The sequence below is a fragment of the Lujinxingia litoralis genome (assembly GCF_003260125.1).
Classification (GTDB): Bacteria; Myxococcota_A; Bradymonadia; order Bradymonadales; family Bradymonadaceae; genus Lujinxingia; species Lujinxingia litoralis.
This window is the reverse complement of the sequence record NZ_QHKO01000014.1, coordinates 37,501-55,660: the sequence shown is the minus strand read 5'-3', so window position 1 is coordinate 55,660 and position 18,160 is coordinate 37,501. Positions and strand designations below refer to the sequence as shown.

The 18,160-nt window shown below is 66.7% G+C and carries 14 protein-coding genes; 7 read left to right on the top strand and 7 right to left on the bottom strand.

The window, feature by feature from the left end; genetic code table 11:
• Nucleotides 1-144: 144 nt before the first annotated feature.
• Nucleotides 145-1,332: an NAD(P)/FAD-dependent oxidoreductase gene (locus tag DL240_RS18715; protein ID WP_111730055.1), complete on the top strand. Its 1,188-nt coding sequence runs from the start codon at nucleotides 145-147 to the stop codon at nucleotides 1,330-1,332.
• Between the two features lie 365 nt (nucleotides 1,333-1,697).
• On the opposite strand, the gene DL240_RS18710 is transcribed toward DL240_RS18715, so the two are convergent.
• Nucleotides 1,698-2,441 (bottom strand): hypothetical protein, encoded by a 744-nt coding sequence (locus DL240_RS18710; protein WP_111731425.1) that lies wholly within the window; start codon nucleotides 2,439-2,441, stop codon nucleotides 1,698-1,700.
• A 428-nt stretch (nucleotides 2,442-2,869) separates the two neighbouring features.
• On the opposite strand from DL240_RS18710, the gene DL240_RS18705 reads away from it, so the two are divergent.
• Nucleotides 2,870-3,979: a TIGR00341 family protein gene (locus DL240_RS18705; RefSeq protein WP_111731424.1), complete on the top strand. Its 1,110-nt coding sequence runs from the start codon at nucleotides 2,870-2,872 to the stop codon at nucleotides 3,977-3,979.
• A 23-nt stretch (nucleotides 3,980-4,002) separates the two neighbouring features.
• On the opposite strand, the gene ppk1 is transcribed toward DL240_RS18705, so the two are convergent.
• The 4 genes from ppk1 to DL240_RS18685 form a co-directional block, all read right to left on the bottom strand.
• A complete protein-coding gene (ppk1, locus tag DL240_RS18700; RefSeq protein ID WP_111731423.1) occupies nucleotides 4,003-6,081 on the bottom strand; it encodes a polyphosphate kinase 1 in 2,079 nt (692 codons plus the stop codon).
• Between the two features lie 248 nt (nucleotides 6,082-6,329).
• On the bottom strand, nucleotides 6,330-7,103 hold the full coding sequence (locus DL240_RS18695; RefSeq protein WP_146618420.1) for a PorT family protein: 774 nt from the start codon (nucleotides 7,101-7,103) through the stop codon (nucleotides 6,330-6,332).
• Nucleotides 7,100-7,666: a peptidylprolyl isomerase gene (locus DL240_RS18690; protein WP_111731421.1), complete on the bottom strand. Its 567-nt coding sequence runs from the start codon at nucleotides 7,664-7,666 to the stop codon at nucleotides 7,100-7,102. Before DL240_RS18690 ends, DL240_RS18695 begins: the two co-directional genes overlap by 4 nt.
• 81 nt (nucleotides 7,667-7,747) lie before the next feature.
• A complete protein-coding gene (locus DL240_RS18685) occupies nucleotides 7,748-8,581 on the bottom strand; it encodes a hypothetical protein (RefSeq protein WP_111731420.1) in 834 nt (277 codons plus the stop codon).
• 131 nt (nucleotides 8,582-8,712) lie between these two features.
• On the opposite strand from DL240_RS18685, the gene DL240_RS18680 reads away from it, so the two are divergent.
• From DL240_RS18680 to DL240_RS20140, 4 genes are all read left to right on the top strand, one after another.
• Nucleotides 8,713-9,720, top strand: coding sequence for an ROK family protein (locus tag DL240_RS18680; protein WP_111731419.1), 1,008 nt, complete (start codon nucleotides 8,713-8,715; stop codon nucleotides 9,718-9,720).
• A 153-nt stretch (nucleotides 9,721-9,873) separates the two neighbouring features.
• Nucleotides 9,874-11,154, top strand: coding sequence for a diaminopimelate decarboxylase (locus tag DL240_RS18675; protein ID WP_111731418.1), 1,281 nt, complete (start codon nucleotides 9,874-9,876; stop codon nucleotides 11,152-11,154).
• Between the two features lie 41 nt (nucleotides 11,155-11,195).
• A complete protein-coding gene (locus tag DL240_RS18670) occupies nucleotides 11,196-12,668 on the top strand; it encodes an MBL fold metallo-hydrolase (protein WP_111731417.1) in 1,473 nt (490 codons plus the stop codon).
• Between the two features lie 106 nt (nucleotides 12,669-12,774).
• Nucleotides 12,775-13,317, top strand: coding sequence for a hypothetical protein (locus DL240_RS20140; protein WP_158542780.1), 543 nt, complete (start codon nucleotides 12,775-12,777; stop codon nucleotides 13,315-13,317).
• 76 nt (nucleotides 13,318-13,393) lie between these two features.
• On the opposite strand, the gene DL240_RS18655 is transcribed toward DL240_RS20140, so the two are convergent.
• Both DL240_RS18655 and DL240_RS18650 read right to left on the bottom strand, forming a co-directional pair.
• On the bottom strand, nucleotides 13,394-14,317 hold the full coding sequence (locus tag DL240_RS18655; protein WP_111731414.1) for a hypothetical protein: 924 nt from the start codon (nucleotides 14,315-14,317) through the stop codon (nucleotides 13,394-13,396).
• A 333-nt stretch (nucleotides 14,318-14,650) separates the two neighbouring features.
• Complete coding sequence (locus tag DL240_RS18650; protein WP_111731413.1) at nucleotides 14,651-15,577, bottom strand: hypothetical protein; 927 nt, start codon at nucleotides 15,575-15,577, stop codon at nucleotides 14,651-14,653.
• A gap of 611 nt (nucleotides 15,578-16,188) precedes the next feature.
• On the opposite strand from DL240_RS18650, the gene DL240_RS18645 reads away from it, so the two are divergent.
• Nucleotides 16,189-18,111 carry a hypothetical protein gene (locus DL240_RS18645; protein ID WP_111731412.1) on the top strand — a complete coding sequence of 641 codons (1,923 nt, stop codon included), beginning with the start codon at nucleotides 16,189-16,191 and terminating at the stop codon, nucleotides 18,109-18,111.
• The last annotated feature ends 49 nt before the right edge of the window (nucleotides 18,112-18,160 follow it).

Below are 18,160 nucleotides of genomic sequence, written 5' to 3'. Positions count from 1 at the left end.
AACGTGCGCCGCGCGCTCGGCTTCGCCCTGGAAGTCGCCCGCGCCTTCGGTGCCGCCCTGGCCGACGCCGACGCTCCGCGCCAGCTCCCCGGCTAAACGCCTCGCCACCGTCTTTTCCCACGCTTGCCCCCACAGGAGCCCCTGATGACCTCCCACTACGACATCCTCATCGTCGGCGGCGGCGCCGCCGGCATCTCCGCCGCCGCGCGCCTCTCCTCGGGAGACGCCCCCCTGCACGTGGCCATCCTTGAGCCCGCCGACTGGCACTACTACCAGCCCCTGTGGACCCTGGTCGGCGGCGGCGTATTTACCCGCGAGCACACCCGCAAGCCCATGAGCGAGGTGATCCCTCCCGGCGTCACCTGGCTCAAAGAGCCCGCCGCCACCTTCGCTCCCGACGCCCACAGCGTCACCACCGCCGAAGGCCGCACCTACTCCTACGACCAGCTCATCGTCGCCCCCGGCCTCCAGCTCGACTGGCACAAGATCAAAGGCCTCGACGGCCACATGGGCCAGGGTGGCATCTGCTCCAACTACGCCTACGACACCGTCAACTCCACCTGGGAGGCCCTCCAAAACTTCCGCGCTGGCAACGCCCTCTTCACCTTCCCCAGAGGCACCGTCAAATGCGGCGGCGCACCCCAAAAAATCATGTGGATCTCCGAGCACTACCTCCAAAAACAGGGGCTCCGCGACCGGGCCGATGTGCACTTCGTAAGCTCCGGCGGCGCAATCTTCGGCGTCGAAAAGTACAAAAAGGCCCTGCAAAAACTCGTCGCCGAACGCGACATCCACACCCACTTCGGCCGCAACCTCATTGAGGTGCGCCCCGACGAGAAGCTCGCCGTCTTTGAGAGCCTCCATGGCGAAGCCCCCCTGGAACTCCCCTACGAGATGCTCCATATCACCCCGCCTCAGAGCGCGCCGGACTTCATCAAAACCAGCCCCCTGGCCGACGCCGGCGGTTGGGTCGAGGTCGACCGCCACACCCTCCAGCATACCCGCTTCCCCGACGTCTTCTCCGCCGGCGACGCCAGCAGCCTGCCCACCGCCAAAACCGGCGCCGCCATCCGCAAACAGGTCCCCGTCCTCGTCGCAAACCTGCTCGCCAGGCGCCAGGGCCGCCCCCTGACGGCCGCCTACCACGGCTACACCTCCTGCCCCCTGGTCACCGGCTACGGCCGCCTGATCCTGGCCGAATTCGACTACGACGGAAACCCCGTCGAGAGCTTCCCCTTCGACCAGGCTCAGGAGCGCTACAGCATGTACGCCCTCAAAGCCTACATGCTCCCCGAGATGTACTGGCACGGCATGCTCAAAGGCCGGGCTTAACGTTTCCGCATTATCATCCGGCCGAGGCCAAAGGTGGCGAGGGCCGCCAGCAACGATGGGGCGCGTGGAGAGGGGAAGGGCGGAGTCCCCATATTCCGCCCCCCCCCTCTACCCTTTCGGCCGCCACTCCAAAACCGCCTCGCCCCTTCCCTCTACCCTCACGCGGGCACTCACCACCCTCCCTCCCCTCCCTCGCGCCACCCGATGACCGCGCCCGGCGCCTCGTTGGCATAGCTCAACGCCCCTCCCCTCACCGCACACCTGCAGTTCAACCACGGCGCCCGAAACCCCGAAGGCGGCTAGCGGCATCCCCCGATTCATACACACTCCGCCCCTCCCCTTCTCCCCCCGGGAACCGAATCCCCTCAATCGCAGGGCGCCTCACTCAGCCCCGACAAAAGCACTCGCTCCGGTGGCTCTTCCAGCTGCGCGACCAGGGCCTCGACCTCACAACGCCTGAGTTTGGGGGAGTTTTCGATGCTCAACACTTCATTAACCCGCTGCAGGTTCTCCAACCCTTCCAGTGAACTCAACTCAACAGCGTAATTGATCCTCAGCGTGTCCACCTCTTTTAACGACTCCAACCCCCGCATCGACTCCAGCCCTGTCTCGTACGAAATGCGAAATCTCCCTCCGATTCTTTCTAGAGACTCCAGACCGGTCATATCTTTAAGCCCCTTATTCGATGACAGATAGAGCCCCTGCTCATAGCTTCCCCCGATCTCTCCGATCTGTCGAACATTTGCCAACAGGCGAAGATCTTTGAGTTTATAATTATTCTCAAACCCCACCGCAAACCCCACATGTTCCAGACTCGCAAAGGGCTCGATCGTCTCCAGCCCCCAATTTTCATAAATAGAAATCCCCTGCTCGATCGTGGTCAGACCATGAAAGGCATCAATCTCCCGAAGATCATGCATCGACGAGAACCTCAGCCCCTTAACCGACTCCACAAAATGAAACCCTTCGAGCTTTCCCAGACCTTCCAGAAGAAAAAACGCCATCGTCCGAGATACCCTGGAACAGCGCTGTTCGCAGCCGAGATCCAGATCGGACACCTCCTGAAAAAGAACCTCCAAATCAAACTCGTCGACATGAAAGGGCTGCATGTCGCAATCCCGCGCTTCACTTTGGGCGATCAGACAGGAGTCCGGCGAGGGATGTAGCACCGGCTCAGGATCCCCGCATGATGTGAGTAGGAACGTGGCGCCAAGCATTGCCATCACCATGTTAGCGTGGTTGTTCATCATATCTCCTAAAAACAAAACAGGGCACCAACCCCTACTTGAGCCCTCGGCATAAACGCGTGCGTGCGTACAACATCATCTCTCCGTACTCTCACGCGTCGAAGGCCCCGCCGAACCCCATGCTCGACGGTCCTACTTCAACTGTTGGGATAAGCCATGGTTAGCACTCAAATCACCACCCCACCAGGGGTAATCCATGAGCGACCCACGCCTGCCCCCCTGGCCACCCGGCGCGTAAGCCCTTAGGCTCCGGAGACTCCCGCCAGCCTCTCCTGACCTGAGCCCTCCGCATGGCCCTTCGACAGATCGACATCTACCTGCCCCCGGGCCCGGAGGCGCTGGGAGAGATGGAGGATGCCCCCAGCGTGCTCTCACGCCATGATCTCACGCTGGAGGATGGCGCGCAGCTCACCTCCATCGTGCTGGAGACCGGCGACGCCGACGCGCTGCTGGAGTGGCTGCATAAGCAGGTCGGACAGATCGAGGGGCATCGCATCGTGGTGCTCGAGGTGCTGGCCACCCTGCCGCGCCAGGGCGAGGAGGAGGGAGAGACGAGCGTCGACGAGCTGGGGGCCCTCGATGAGTCTGCGGGCGACACCGGGCCCGAGGAGCCGGAAGAAGAGGAGGAGGAGCCCCGGGGCGCCGCGGCCACGGTGAGCCGGGAGGAGGTCTATCAGGATGTGACCGAGTCGATCCGCGTGACCTCGGTGCACTACGCGCTGGTAGCCCTCTCCACCATCGTGGCCGCCGGGGGCATGCTGCGCGACAGCACGGCGGTGGTGATCGGCGCGATGGTCATCGCGCCCCTGATCGGCCCGAACATCGCGCTGGCGCTGGGAGCCACCCTGGCCGACTGGACGCTGATTCGCCGCGCGGCCCTGGTCAACCTGCTGGGATTGGTGCTGGGGCTGGGGCTGGCGGTGCTCGGGGGCTTTCTGTTTCCGGTCGACGTCACCGTCGCCGAGATCGCCAGCCGCACCCGGGTGGGGCTGGCCGACGTGGTCCTGGCGCTGGCCGCCGGCTCCGCCGGCGTGCTCTCGGTAACCCGGGGCGTCTCCACCGCGCTGATCGGCGTGATGGTCGCCGTGGCTCTGCTCCCCCCACTGGTGGCCACCGGGCTGCTGATGGGCACCGCCCACTGGAGCGGCGCCTACGGCGCCGCCATGCTCACCCTGACCAACCTGGTGGCCATCAACCTGGCCGGCATCATCACCTTCTGGATCCAGGGCATCCGCCCGATGACCTGGTACGGCGAAGAAAAGGCCCGAAAACTGAGGCGCTACGCGATCTCGCTCTGGGTGTTGTTGCTCCTGGTGCTGGTCGGGGCGATCGTCTTCGCCCCCCCGAGCTCCATCACCGGCGATCAGGCCTCCACGACCATCGAGACCCCGCTGGACTGAGTCTGGCCCTCAGGCCTCAGGCCTCACCCCTCGCTCAGACTCTTCAAAAGCCCCTGCTGCGAGACAAAGGCCTTCTCCTCCTCTCCGGGCCCCACCCGCCGATAATCCCCCTCGGGGCCCAGATCCCAGGCGTTGGCGGTGTCGCGAAAATGCACATCGAGGCCTTCTTCGATGACCCGAGCCCGGAGCGCCTCATCCTCGATCGGGAAAGCCACCTCGATGCGTCGGAACATGTTGCGCTGCATCCAGTCGGCGCTGGCCAGGTACACCTTCGGGTCGCCGCCGTGATGGAAGTAGTAGACCCGGGAGTGCTCCAGAAAGCGCCCCAGGATCGAGCGCAACCGGATGTTCTCGCTGACCCCGGGCACCCCGGGGCGCAGGCAGCAAATGCCCCGAACCACCAGCTCGATCTGCACGCCGGCCTGCGAGGCCTTGTAGAGCTCACGAATGAGCCGGGGCTCGGTGAGCTGGTTCATCTTGGCGCGGATCAGCGCCGGCTCCCCGGCCTTGGCCGCCTTGATCTCGTGACGAATCAGGCGCAGCAAACGCTTGTGCAGATGAAAGGGCGCCTGAACCACCTTCTTGAGCTTGAGCGCCTTGCCCAGGCCGGTGAGCTGCTGAAAGACCCGGTGCACATCGGCGGTGATGGTCTCATCGGCCGTCATCAGCCCGAAGTCGGTGTAGTGGCGCGCGGTCCGCGGGTTGTAATTCCCCGTCGACAGGTGCACGTAGCGCTTCAAGCCCCCGGCCTCTCGCCGCACCACCAGCGACATCTTGGCGTGGGTCTTATGGCCCATTACCCCGTAGAGCACGTGGGCCCCGGCGTCCTGGAGGCGGTTGGCGATGGCGATATTAAAGGCCTCGTCAAAGCGCGCCCGCAGCTCAACCACCGCGGTGACCTCCTTGCCCGCGCGGGCCGCCTCGGCCAGGGCCTGGGGGATCGGCGACTCGGGATCGGAGCGGTAGAGCGTCTGCTTGATCGCCAGCACGTTGGGGTCGGCGGCGGCCTGCCGGATAAACTCCAGCACCGGGAAAAACGACTGATAGGGGTGATGCATCAGCACCGTGCCCTGGCCGATGGCCTCAAAGACCTCGCCATGGCGGATCGGCCCGGTGGGCATCGCCGGCATAAACCCCGGGTACTTCAGGTCGGCCCGCTCCAGATCGGCCGGGATCATCATCAGGCGGTTGAGGTTCACCGGTCCCATCACCTGGTAGAGGTCGGCCTCCCCCAGTTCGCACTGCTCCAGCAGAAAGCGCGCCACGTCCATCGGGCAGTTATCGGCCACCTCCAGACGCACGGCCTCCCCGTAGTTGCGGGCGTAGAGCTCGTCTTCCAGGGCGATCATCAGGTCTTCGACCTCTTCCTCGTCGACGTAGAGCTCGCTGTTGCGGGTGATGCGAAACTGGTAGCAGCCGGTCACGCTCATGCCGGCAAAGAGCTCGTCGACGTGCGCATGAATCACCGACGACAAAAACACGTAGTCGTGCGCCCCTCCGCTGACCTCCCGGGGCACCTGAATCAGCCGGGGCAGGCACCGGGGGGCAGGCACCACCGCCATGCGGCTGGCGCGCCCGAAGGCATCCTTGCCCTCCAACGAGACCACGAAGTTGAGGCTCTTATTGACCACCCGGGGGAAGGGGTGAACCGGGTCGATGCCCATCGGGCTGAGCACCGGCAAGACCTCCTCCTCAAAGTAGCGCTCCACCCACGCGCGCTGACGCGCGCTCCAGTCGGCCCGCTTCAAAAAGCGCACTCCCTGCTCGGCCAGCTCCGGGATGATCACCTCGTTGAGCAGGCGGTACTGCTCCTGCACAAAGGCCGAGCAGCGCTCCCCGATCTCCCCGAGCACCTCACGGGGGCGCATCCCATCGGGGCCGATCTGCTCGGCATCCAGCGCGATCTCGTGTTTGAGGCGAGCGACACGAATCTCAAAGAACTCATCGAGATTGGTGCTGGAGATGCAGAGGAATTTGAGGCGTTCCAGCAGGGGCACGCGCTCATCCTGGGCCATGGCCAGCACGCGCTCATTAAACGCCAGCCAGTTCAGCTCACGGTTGAGGTAGAGGCCCGGATCACGAAGCGAGATGCTCTTTGCCATCGGTATCACCCAGAAAAAATAGAGACATGAAGAGTCGAGCGCAGACCCCGGCGGCGCGGCCCCTGACGAGGGTCGCTCAAAGCGCCGGCCTATCCGGTGTCCCCGAAGATGCCCCATTCGGGGCAAAAAGAAAGTACGATGCCGTAAGCAGAAGCGGATGCCAGAAGATGCACTATCGAGAGTGCCACACCACCTCCAGGCGCGCTCACCCCGAGCAGACATGCCCCCCTGCGAAGCGCGCCGCCGGGCTATCGGGTGAGTTCGTCGAGCGACCAGCGCACGCCCGCGCTCATAAAGAGCTGCCAGTTAAAGGCCACGGTGTAGCGCCCCGGGCTGGCAAAACTCTGGTAGCCCTCAAAACGCTCAAAGGTCGACTCGGCCACAAAGGGATTCCAGCTGGCCGAGAGCATCAAGGGCACCTTGAACTCGCCACGATCCAGGGTGTAGCCCAGCGCCAGGGCCGCCCCCAGCGCCGAGGGCGCGCGGGAGTTCATCGGAGTGGAGGAGCTGCCCTCAGGGCTGCTCTCCTCAAGGGTGGCCTGGCTGGCCAGCCCGACCAGCAGCTCGGGCCCCACACCCAGGCTCAACCCACCGGCCTCCCGACCGTTGGAAAGCTCCAGCAGCAGGGGCACGCGCAGGCTATGCGCTGCCATCCGCATCTCCAGGCGCTCACCGCTGTCGACGTCTTCGGCGTGACCACGCCCGCTCTGATAGCCGTAGAGCGCATCGGCCACCAGACTCACCCGGGCCCCGGACCCCTCCCAGAGGGGCTGGCGCAGGGTGGGGCCAACGACCAGCCCCATGCCCCGAAACGCCGTGCCGTAAAGCAGCGTGGGCGCCCCCACCGGATCGACCGGGCGGTAAAGCCACCCAAAACTCCCGCCGACCCGGGCGCCCACCTCGGCCTGACCCCACTCCAGCGCCGAGGCCTCCACCGGGCCCAGCAGGCAAGCCAGCGCTCCACACATCAGCGCGCTGGCTCGCCAGGCCCCCCTCCATGTGCCGGGCCTCGGGATGTTCATACGCGCTTGATCTCCACCTTCTGCATCACGGCGTCTTCGTGGGGACGATCGCGGCGGTCACGCGGCAGGTTGCCGATCGCCTCGACCACATCCATCCCCGAGACCACCTCCCCGAAGACCGCGTGGCGATTGTCCAGGTGCGGCGTCGGTCCCAGCGTGATGAAGAACTGGCTGCCGTTGGTGTTCGGACCGGCGTTGGCCATCGAGAGCATCCCGGCTTTGGTGTGCTTGAGCTCCGGGTGGAACTCATCGGCAAACTTGTAGCCCGGTCCCCCGGTGCCCTGACCCAGCGGGTCGCCGCCCTGGATCATGAAGCCCGGGATCACCCGGTGGAAGATCACCCCGTCGTAAAACGCGCCGGTGGTCTCCTCAAAGGTCTCCAGGTCGGTGTAGGGGCGCTTCCCGGTGGCCAGACCCACGAAGTTGGCCACGGTCTTGGGCGCGCGCTTCTCAAAGAGTTTGATGTCGATCACACCGTGGTTGGTGTGAACGATCGCGTGCAGCTCACCCTCGCCGCCCACGTAATCGGAGGGGACTTCATTAAATTGCTTCAGCTGGTTCATGGTAGCTCCCTTGAAAAGTGCGCGTTTAAGCGCGCGTAGAAACGTCATCTGTAAACCTCTAAAGGCGCTGGCGCAGAAGCATTACAGCAGCAGGTCAAACTCGTAAAGCACGCCGGTAAACACCCCGACATGCCCCTGGTAGATGCCGTCGTAGGTGATCTCGCCAGTGCTCTCGTCGTAGGTGGCCCGCTGGCTCATCGCCTGGTCAAAGCCCAGGTTGTAGCCCATCCGCAGCTCCACCGGAATGCGCACCGGACCGGCCTTAATCTCCATGCCCGCGCTCAGGGTGAGCAAGATGTAGTTGGAGGGCGCGATCTGATTGCGGGCGTTGAGCTGGTCGGTGAGGCTGCCCATCGACCCGGCGCGACGCTCCTCGCGGTACTCCAGCTCGCTCTCGGTCTGGAAGATGAACTCCGCCCCCACCCCGAACACCGGGCTCACCCGCGAAGTGGGCACCCGAAACTTCAAGAGCACCGGCAGGTGGTAGGCCCGGGAGACCTGATCGCTGTGGATACGCGCGACGGTGCGCCCGCTGAGCGCGTCGTTTTTATCCACGTACCCCGAGGCCTGGTCCACCGAGTAATAAAATCCGGTCTCCAGCCCCACAAAATCCAGTGCCCGCAGCTCCAGGCTCAAGCCCGCCTTGGGCCCCACACCAAAGTGCCCGTAGTACTCGGGCTTGGCGAAATAGACCTGGTTTCCCTGGTCGCTGGTCATCCGGGAGTCGTCGGGAATGCCCTGCCCGGCCACCATATTGATGCCGCCTTTGGCGCCGACCGCAATCTCCAGGTCAAAGGCCTCCGCCGTGGCCGGCGCGCTCGCCAGCATCCATCCCATCACTCCCGCCACCATCGCCATCTGAGCGAGCTTCATCACCACCTCATCACCAAAACGTTTCGTCACCGCATCAGGCATCGTCGCGTCCCCGAGGGCGCGACCCGGCCAGGGTCGCCTGGCCGGGCGCCCGGGTCCATCGGTTGACTCCGATGGCAGCGACCATACAACTTTGATCCCTCGACTCCAACACCCGCGCCCGGAGGCCCGCTGTGGACCCCACCCTAAGCGTCGGCATCGACCTGGGGGGCACCAACGCCCGCCTGCAGGTCTTCAACGATGCCCTCCACCCCATCGCCCAGGCTCGCCAGCAAATCCGCGGGGAGTGCACCCCGGAGCAGGTCGCCTCCACCCTGGCAGCCCTCCTCACCGATTGCTGCCGCCAGGCCCACCTCTCGCCAGAGCATATCCGCCAGGTGGGCGTGGGCCTGGCCGGCCAACTCTCCGCCGACGGACGCCGCGTGCTCAACGCCCCCAACCTGGGCTGGCGCGACGTCGAGGTGGCCGACCTCCTGGAACGCACCCTGGCCGACCAGGCCCACGTCCGCGCTCCGCTCCACCTCTTCAACGACCTCAACGCCCTGGTCGCCGGCGAACACCTGCGCGGCGCGCTGGTCGGCCTGGATGATGTGCTCGCCGTCTACGTGGGCACCGGCGTCGGCGGCGCCATCATCGCCGGCGGTCGCCTCCTGGAGGGCGCCGGCAACAACGCCGCCGAGATAGGCCACGTCAAAGTCGTGCCCCGGGGCCGGCGCTGCGGCTGCGGCCAGCGCGGCTGCCTGGAGGCCTACGCCGGCGGCCTCCACCTGGAGACCCGCGTCCAGGAGGTGCTCAGCGCCCACCCCACCCTGGGTGCCCTGGCCGCCTCCGCCAACGGCGCCGGACTGCGCCTCTCCGCCATCGACCCGGTCGCCGCCGATCACCCCCCGCTCAACGACCTCTGGGAGGAGACCAGCGACCTGCTCGCGCTGAGCCTGGCCAACGCCTGCACCCTGCTCAATCCGGCCGCCCTGTTGCTCGGTGGCGGCGTGCTCGAACACTGCCCCTACCTCCACCGATTAACCCTCGATAAAACCCTCCCCCTGGTCCTCGAAGTCGCTCGCCGCGATCTCACCCCCCTGACCCCCACGCTCGGCGAAGAAGCCGGCACCCTGGGGGCCGCCTCCATGGCGGCGCTTCGCCAGGCGAAAAACACCCCGCAAAGCCACGCTCAGACTTGATTTTTTGCGCGTCTTTCATTAGAGATTCGCCCCCTGTCAGCGCAGGCATTTTCGGGCGCCCTCCCCCCCCCTTTCCTACGCCCGTTTCGCGCTGACTTCGTCCCCCGACTCCTCTGTCGGGCTTGTGCCAACATCCAATGGAGATCACATGCAGTGAACAGATTTCCTCAGATCCGACCGGCTGCCCTCGATCCTGCTCACCAGAACTGGTGGGTCCGCGACGGCCTTCGCCCCGAAACTCATCGCCTCCAGATCGCCGGCCACGACGCCGAGACCCTTGCCAGACGCGCTGATAGACCGCTCTTCGCCTACGACCTCGACCGGGTCGAAGACAACTTTATGCGGCTCCATCAGGCCTTTGCTCGCCACGGACACCCCTTCCAGGTGTTCTATGCGGTCAAAGCCAATCGCTTCCGGCCGATCCTCGAGACCCTGCGCGCCACCGGCGTCGCCGGAATCGACGCTGCCAGTCCCCGCGAGGTCTTGTATGCGTTGGAGATGGGCTTTCCCGCTGAGAAAATCACGTTCACCAATGTCAGCGTCAGCAAACGCGACCTCGAGCAGCTCAAAGGGCTGCCGATCATGCTCAACTGCGACTCGCTGAGCGTCATCGAGAAGGTCGCCCAGGTCGATCCCGGCCGGGCCATCGGCCTGCGCATCAACCCCCAGGTCGGGGTGGGCATCAACGAAAACCTGACCTACGCCGGACAACGCGCCACCAAGTTCGGCATCTACCTCGATCGCCTGCCCGAAGCCCTGGCGCTGATCGAGAAGCACGGGCTGCGCCTCCAGGGCCTGCACATGCACGTGGGCTGCGGCTGGACCGGCTCGGCCATCACCCAGTACTTCCAGGCCGTCGACCGCCTCACCGCGATCGCGCGCCAGGTCATCGACACCCACGGCCCGCTGGAGTACTTAAACTTCGGCGGTGGCCTGGGCGTCCCCCTGACCGCCGGCGACGGCTCGGTCGACGTCAACCTCTACGCCCGGGGCATCGTCGAGCGGGTGCGCCAGCTGGGCCTGGGCATCAAGGTCTGCGTGGAGCCCGGCGACTACATCGTCAAAGACACCGGTGTGCTCCTCTCCGAGGTCGTGATGGTCGAGGAGAAGGGCGGCACCGAGTTTGTGGGCGTAAACACCGGCTTTAACGTCCATACCGGCGCCAGCCACTACAACCTCTACCAGGAGTTTGTGCACACCACGCGCGCCGACTTCAGCCCCGAACACCAGGTGACCATCGTCGGCAACATCAACGAGGTCATCGACGTCTTCGCCAGCGACCGGCCCATGCCTCGCATCCAAGAAGGCGACATCCTGGCCATGCTCAACGCCGGCGGCTACGGGGCCTCCATGATGATGGAACACTGCCTGCGCGAGCCGGCCATGCAGATCGGCCTCTCGCAAAAGGGCAACCCCTTCGCCGAGTCCCTCTAACGCGCCGTACACCGCCTCACCTGGCGAGGCGGTCTGGAGTCATGATTCACACCGACATCAACACTCAGACCGCCTCGCTCACCCTGATCCGCACCGATCGCGGCCGCCCCGAAATCTTCTGGGCGCGGCGTCGGGCGGATCGCGCGTTTCTTGGTGGCTTTTTTTCCTTCTTTGCCGGCTCGGTGGAGCCCACCGACGCCGCGCTCCCCACCACCGGGGCGCCCCCAAACGAGCGCGCTCCGGCCGACCTTCACCTGCGCACCGCCGCGCTCCGAGAGTGCTTCGAGGAGTGCGGCGCACTCTTCTGTGCCACCGGCCTCCTCGCCCCCGGCACGCTGGCGCGCGACCCCGCCCACCAGCTCTCCGAGCATCTCCCGGCCCCCCTGGACACCGCGCGCCTGCACTGTGCGGGCACCTGGCGCACCCCCTCCTGGATGCCCCCCACCTGCACGACCTTCTTCACCCTGACGCTCACCCACGCCGAGGCCCGCACCCTCGACACCCTGGCTGAGCATCTCGACCCCGACGAGCTTGAGTGGGGCCAGTGGATCACCCCGGAGCAGGCCCTGCACGCCTGGCACCACGGCCTGGCCCTCTTAACCACCCCGCTCACCGCCCTCCTCGCGCAGCTCGCCAGCCAACCCGGCCACCCGACCCTGGGCCCGACAGGCCACCCGGCCCCCACCGCCGAGGCCATCGAGTACCTCGGCGGCATCGTCGCCCTGCCCCTGCGCACCGCCACCCTGCCCCCGGCCACCCACACCAACACCTACCTCATCGGCCGAGAGCGATTCTTGATCGTCGACCCCGGCCCCGACGACGCCGACGAACTGGCGCGCCTCATCGCCCTGATCGACGCGCGCCGAGCCCGCGGCCACACCCCGACCGCCATCCTGCTCACCCACCATCACCCCGACCACGTCGGGGGCGCCCGGGCGCTGGCCGAGCGCTTTCACCTGCAGATCCTGGCGCACCCGCGCACCGCCGAGATCCTCCCGGCGCTGGGCGCCACCCACCTGACCCACGGTCAGCGCCTGGAGCTGGGAGCCTTTGGCGAACTCGAAGCCTGGCACACCCCGGGCCACGCCCCCGGCCATCTGGCGCTCGTCCACGCCCCCACCCGCAGCGTGTTTGCCGGCGACCTGGTGGCCTCCAGGGGCACCATCATCGTCAACCCGCCCCGCGGACACATGGGCGACTACCTGCGCAGCCTGCACACCCTCCTGACCTTCAATCCCGACATCATCTGGCCGGCCCACGGCCTGCCCATCGTGGCCACCCGCGCGCTGCTCACCGGCTACATCGACCACCGCTTTGAACGCGAGGCCAAGGTCCTCGACGCGCTCCGCGCCCACCCCCGGGCCACCGCCGCCGAGCTCGTCCCCGGGGTCTACCCCGAGCTGCCGCCACAGATCTGGCCCCTGGCCGAGCGCAGCCTCCTGGCCCACCTGATCCACCTGGTCGAACAGGGGCTGGCCCGGGCGCTTGACGGCGATCGCTATCAGGCCCGCTGAGCCAGCCCCTCCTTCCCCGGCGGGGTTTTGACAGCCCGGCGCGCGTCGTGGCAAAACCGAGCGCCTCAGCCTTTCCCACATCCACTGCTCGCCAAAGGAGCGCATCATGACCCAGGCATCGCCCCAGATCGGCCCGCTCGGATCTCCCTTTGAGGTGCCCGCCCACCCGCAGCGCTCACTCGCGGAGCTCGTCGAAGACGCCGGCCTCGACCGCGTGCATTTCTTCATCGACGAGGCCATCTCCTCCCGGGCCATTGAGGAGGATGACGCGAAGGGCGACACGATCTGCCTGGCTCTGCTCCCCTACGACCACCCCACCGACGCCCTGGACGACGCCCTCTTTGAGCACCTTGAGAACGCCTCGCTTCAGCCGGCCACCCTGCGCGACCTGGTCTGCTTCGCCATCGCCCACCCCGAGGCCGGGCTGGAGCACGAGATCGTGGCCACCGGCACCATGCGCACCCGCCATGTCTACGGGGCCCAAAAACCCGGCGAGACCACCTGGAAGCACACGACCCGCGACAAGACGATCTGCCAGTGGGTCACCGGCTTAAGCCGCACCGGCCATCAACGCGAGCTGGTGCCGATGGAGATCTACCTCAAAGACCTGCTCCGCCAACCGGCCCGAGTGCTGGTGCGCGTGAGCTGAGCCCGCTCCGCTCCTCGCCAACAAAAAAGCCCCGGCAGCTACGCCGGGGCTTTTTTTAGGAACGCTCTCCCCACATTCAGGACGCGTCCGCGCTCTCAACAGCCGGCGCCTCGCGCAACCCGAGGAAGCGCCCTCCTCGCCGACGCTCCTCCATCTCCGCTTCCCAGGCCGCCCGCTTCCGAGCCTCCTCCTCCGAGGCCACCTTGCGATCGGCCTCCAGCGCCTCCTGAAAAACGTCGTCGAAGGTCTCCAACGTACCGACCTTCTCTTCGCTGCCGTCTTCGTTGATCTTGATCAGGGTGCCATCCTCCGCCTCGCGCAGGCGTCCGGCGGCGATCTCCGCCTCCACATCGACCTCCCTGGCGTCAGCCAGCTCGCCGAGGACCCCCAGGCCCTCCTCGCCAATGAGCGGCGCAGGCCCCCCAATGTAGGTGTCATCATGGGCGGCGATGATGCCCTCGTAGGAGCGGGCGTAGCCGCTGTTCTCAAAGGCGCGGATCTTCACCGAACTCAAATGGTGGTTGAAGTGCTTGATCGGCACCGACACCGTCAACAGCCCCAGCGGAATCCCCAGCAGCGTCACCGCCACCGTGGCCAGCGGCCACATCATCTTGGTTTGAGGCAACACCCGAAACGCCAGCCACAGAACCACAGCTCCGGCTCCCACCACCGTGACAAAGGGGAACATGCGGATCGGATCGATATAAAGCTCAAACTGAATCCAGGCCGCCACCGTCGGCACCCACCAGGCCAGCATCCCCCCGATGAGCAACTTCCACCGGCTCGGGTTCAGCCCCTCGAGCACGCCGGCATCCTCACGCCTTTTGAGCACCACCGCGTGGAGAATCGCCGCCAGCACGATCATCCACACCCCGAAACCCACAAATTGCATCGCTCCCAGGATGGACTCGCCATCGAGCGCAGCCGAGATCACGTTCCTCGATCCGAGCCACACGCTGAGCGAACCGAAGATATAAACCAGCAAATAAATCACGCCCATCTGACCACCTCCCGGGTGTCTGACTTCGCCAAAAATTTCTCGGTACCACCGGAGTGCGACAGTTTTAGGCATTCCCGTCCGGCACGCAAACGTCGTTCTCACCGGCAAAATCCCTCGACATCGCGCGCGCTCAAGCACAACGCCGCCACAAAGGCCCCCCCCCCCGACGTCCAGCGCGACCACGAGCTGGTGCCGGTGGCGCTCTACCTCAAAGCCCTGCTGCGCCAACCGGTCCCGGTGCTTGGTGCGCATGAGCGGAGCGCGCCCGCTCCTCGCCAATAAAAAAGCCCCGGCAGCTACGCCGGGGCTTTTTTGTGAACGCTCTTCCCGCATTCAGGATGCGTCCGCTGACCTTCGTATCCATGCTCTCCCAAACCCAAAAATCCGCCCTCCCTGGCGACGCTCCTCCACGTAAGCCTCCCAGGCCGCCCGCTCCCGGGCCGCGGCCTCCGCGGCCGTCGCCGCGTCGGCCGCCAGCGCCACGTCCAAACGCTCCCCAAAGTTCTCAAGCTCCTCGAGCACTTCTTCGCGCCCATCGTCGTGAATCTTAATCCAGGTGCCATCCTCCAGCTCGCGCATACGCCCGGCGGCGATCTCCTCAGCTACGTTGATCGTACGTGCGCTGGCCAACACCTCGAGAAAGGGCTGGCTCTCCTCACCGAAGATCGGCGCAGACGTCTCGAGGTAGGTCACATCATCCGCGTTGAGAATGGCCCTGCTTCGCTCACCGTAGAGCGCGCCGGTGCTATAGGAGCCGATGTCCACCGCACTCAAATGGTACGTGAAGTGCTTGACCGGCACCGATAACGTCATAAGCCCCATCGGAATCCCCACCAGGCTCATCGCCACCATCCCCACAGGCCCCTGGTATGTGCGCCCGGGTAGCCCCCGAAACACCCCCCACAGCGCCACAGCGCAGGCTCCCCCCAACGTGACCAGGGGGAACATGCGAATCGGATCGAGAAAACACTCAAACTGGATCCAGGCCGCCAGCGTCGGCCCCCACCAGCCCATCAGCCCCAGGACGAGCCACCGCGGTCCAACCGGGTTCCGCCCTTCGCGCAGGCCGCCATCCTCATGGCGCAAGAGCACCACCGCGTGAAGCACAGCCGCCATCACAATCATCAGCGTCCCAAAGCCCAGGATTCGAAGGCCCGCCATGATCGGATCGCCCTCGAGCACAGCGGTGAACACGCGCCATGAGCCAGTCGACACAATGACGGAACCGAAGACATAGATCAGCAAATAAATCACGCCCATAGGCCCTCCTCCGGGGTGTCTCACGCGCCCCAAAAAAACGTCTCGATCCATCTAAGCCGCGACAGTGTGGGGCATTGCCAGCCAGCGCGCAAACGTCGTTCTCACCCGCTCAAGCGCTCGCCATGGCCGACTCTCGACCACAGATCCACCACTTAAGCCCCCTGACCTCGCGTTCTGCACATCCAGATCCACCACTTAAGCCCCCTGACCTCACGTTCTGTTGACCACAGAACGCCTACTCGGACCCCTGACCTCACCTTCTGTTGACCACAGAACGCCTACTCAGACCCCTGACCTCACCTTCTGTTGACCACAGAACGCCTACTCGGACCCCTGACCTCACGTTCTGTTGACCACAGAACGCCTACTCAGACCCCTGACCTCACCTTCTGTTGACCACAGAACGCCTACTCAGACCCCTGACCTCACCTTCTGTTGACCACAGAACGCCTACTCGGACCCCTGACCTCACGTTCTGCACATCCAGCTCCACCACTTAAGCCGTCCACCGCCCGGCCCCGACCCTGCCTTGCCGCCCGGGGGGCGCCGGGGCTATCCTCGCATCTCGTCTCCACGGGCTTGAGCCTGCCCTCCTTCGTCCTCGGCCCCGTATGCTCCAGCGCATCACCGCCATTCTCCTGCTCGGCGCCCTCGTCCTGGGGAGCGCCCCGAGCGCCTCCGCCCAGTCGGCCCCCCGCGGGTTTGGTCCCACCGTACGCATCGGCGGCTCGCTCCCCTCTCAGGAAGCCGAGGCCGAAGCCCGGCTGCGCGCCACCCGCGCCGCGCTCCGAGAGCAGGCCCGTCAGGCGCTCTACGCCGCGCTCACCGACCCGGGCACCGACGACGACGCCGCGGCGCGCCAGACCCTCCAGCGCGTGATCGACGACGAGTCCACCACCTCCGGCTTTCGCATCGCCCTGCAGCTCCAGCTGGCCGCGCTGCACCTCTACCGCGATCGCCCCGAGCAGGCCGACCAGACCCTGGCCCGCGCCCGACGCCTGGCCGGCGAGTCGCGCACCCTCCTGCAGAGCCTGGACCTCTTTGAGGCCGGCCGCGAGCTTTTGGACCACCGCCCCGAACGCGCGCGCCAGCTTCTGGACTGCCCCTCCTCGCCAGAGCACAACCAGGCCCTGGCCGCCCTCTGCACCCCCGACACGGCGCTGCCCCCCGCCGCGCTCTTGCGCCGGGAGTTCTTCGTCGCCGCCCTCCTCCATCGCCCCCTGGACGACGCCCGCGACACGCACCTGGCACGCCAGCGCTTCGTCGTGGAGCCCCTGACCCTCGCGCGCCTGCGGGCCCGGCAGGCCCCGGCCCACACCCTGGACGCCCTCCTCAACGAGGCCCGAACCCGAAACGACAACGCCGCCGAGCTCCGCCTGCAGCTGGCCCGCGCTCGCCAGCTCCTCCAGAGCGAGGCCGCCCCCGAGCTGGCCGCGCACGCCCTGGCGCGGGCCGCCGAGCTCCTCCCCGCGCTCCAGGATGACTTCGCCGGCCTGCGCCTCACCGCCCTGCAGGCCCAGAGCTGCCTTCAGGAGCGCTCCCCGGCCTCGTGCGGCGACACCGCCGCCGAGCTCACCGCCCTGACCACGCTCCCCCCCGAGCTCCTGCCCCAGATCCCCTGGCACCAGCACTGCGACCCGGCGCTGGGCCCGGCCGCCCTGCCCCTGTGCGCCCACGCCCAGACCCTGGGGCCGCCCGAGCGGCGCGCCCGGGCCACCCTGACCCGCGCCCAGATCCACCTGGAACGCTTTCAACCCGCGCTGGCCCGCGACGCCCTCCAGGGGCTGGAGGACTTTATCGGCCCCGCCCCCGCGCTCCCGGCCCCCCTGCTGGTCGATCGCTGCCACCTCCATGAGCGCGCCCGCTCCGCGCATACCTACCAGGCCTGCACGCAGGCGCTCACCGGTCTGGCCGACCTCCCCACCGACCTCGACACCTGGGCGCTGCGCCCCGGCCTGATCCTGATTCACCAGGCCCTGGCCCACGCCCCCCCGCAGAGCACCGCGCGGGCCACCCCCTCAGACCACCTGCGCCTGGCCATCGACCTGGCGCTGGCCGGCGATCGCCCCCTCTACGGGCTGGCGGCCGTCGCCGCCCTGGACCGCGCCGATCTCTACGCTCGTCGCTCCCCCACGCCGGCCGACGCCCCGGCCTACTTCGCCGAAGCCCTGGCCCTGGCCCAACGCGCCGCCCAGAGCCCCGAGCGCTCGGCCCACGACCAGGTGATCTCCCCGGCCCAGCTCGCGCGCCTGCACACCCGCTGGCTCGCCAGCCTGGCCGCGCTCAAGCTCTGGGAAGACCTGTTGACCCGCGCCCAGAAGGCCTACCTGCTGGCGCGCACCACCTCCGATCCGGTGCTCGGGGCCACCGCCCTGATGCGTCGCGCCCAGGCCCACCTGGCCCTCCAGGAGCCCGAGCGCGCCTGCTCCGCGCTGCGCGCCGCCCAGGCCCTGGGCACCCCGCCCCCCCTGCAAGAACTGGCCAGCGAGCTGCGCCCCCACTGCCTCGAACCCCCGGCGCTCGCCACACCCTAGACCTGGTCCGGCGTCTCGCTTATCTCTCTTTAGCTTCCTTTCTCATTCG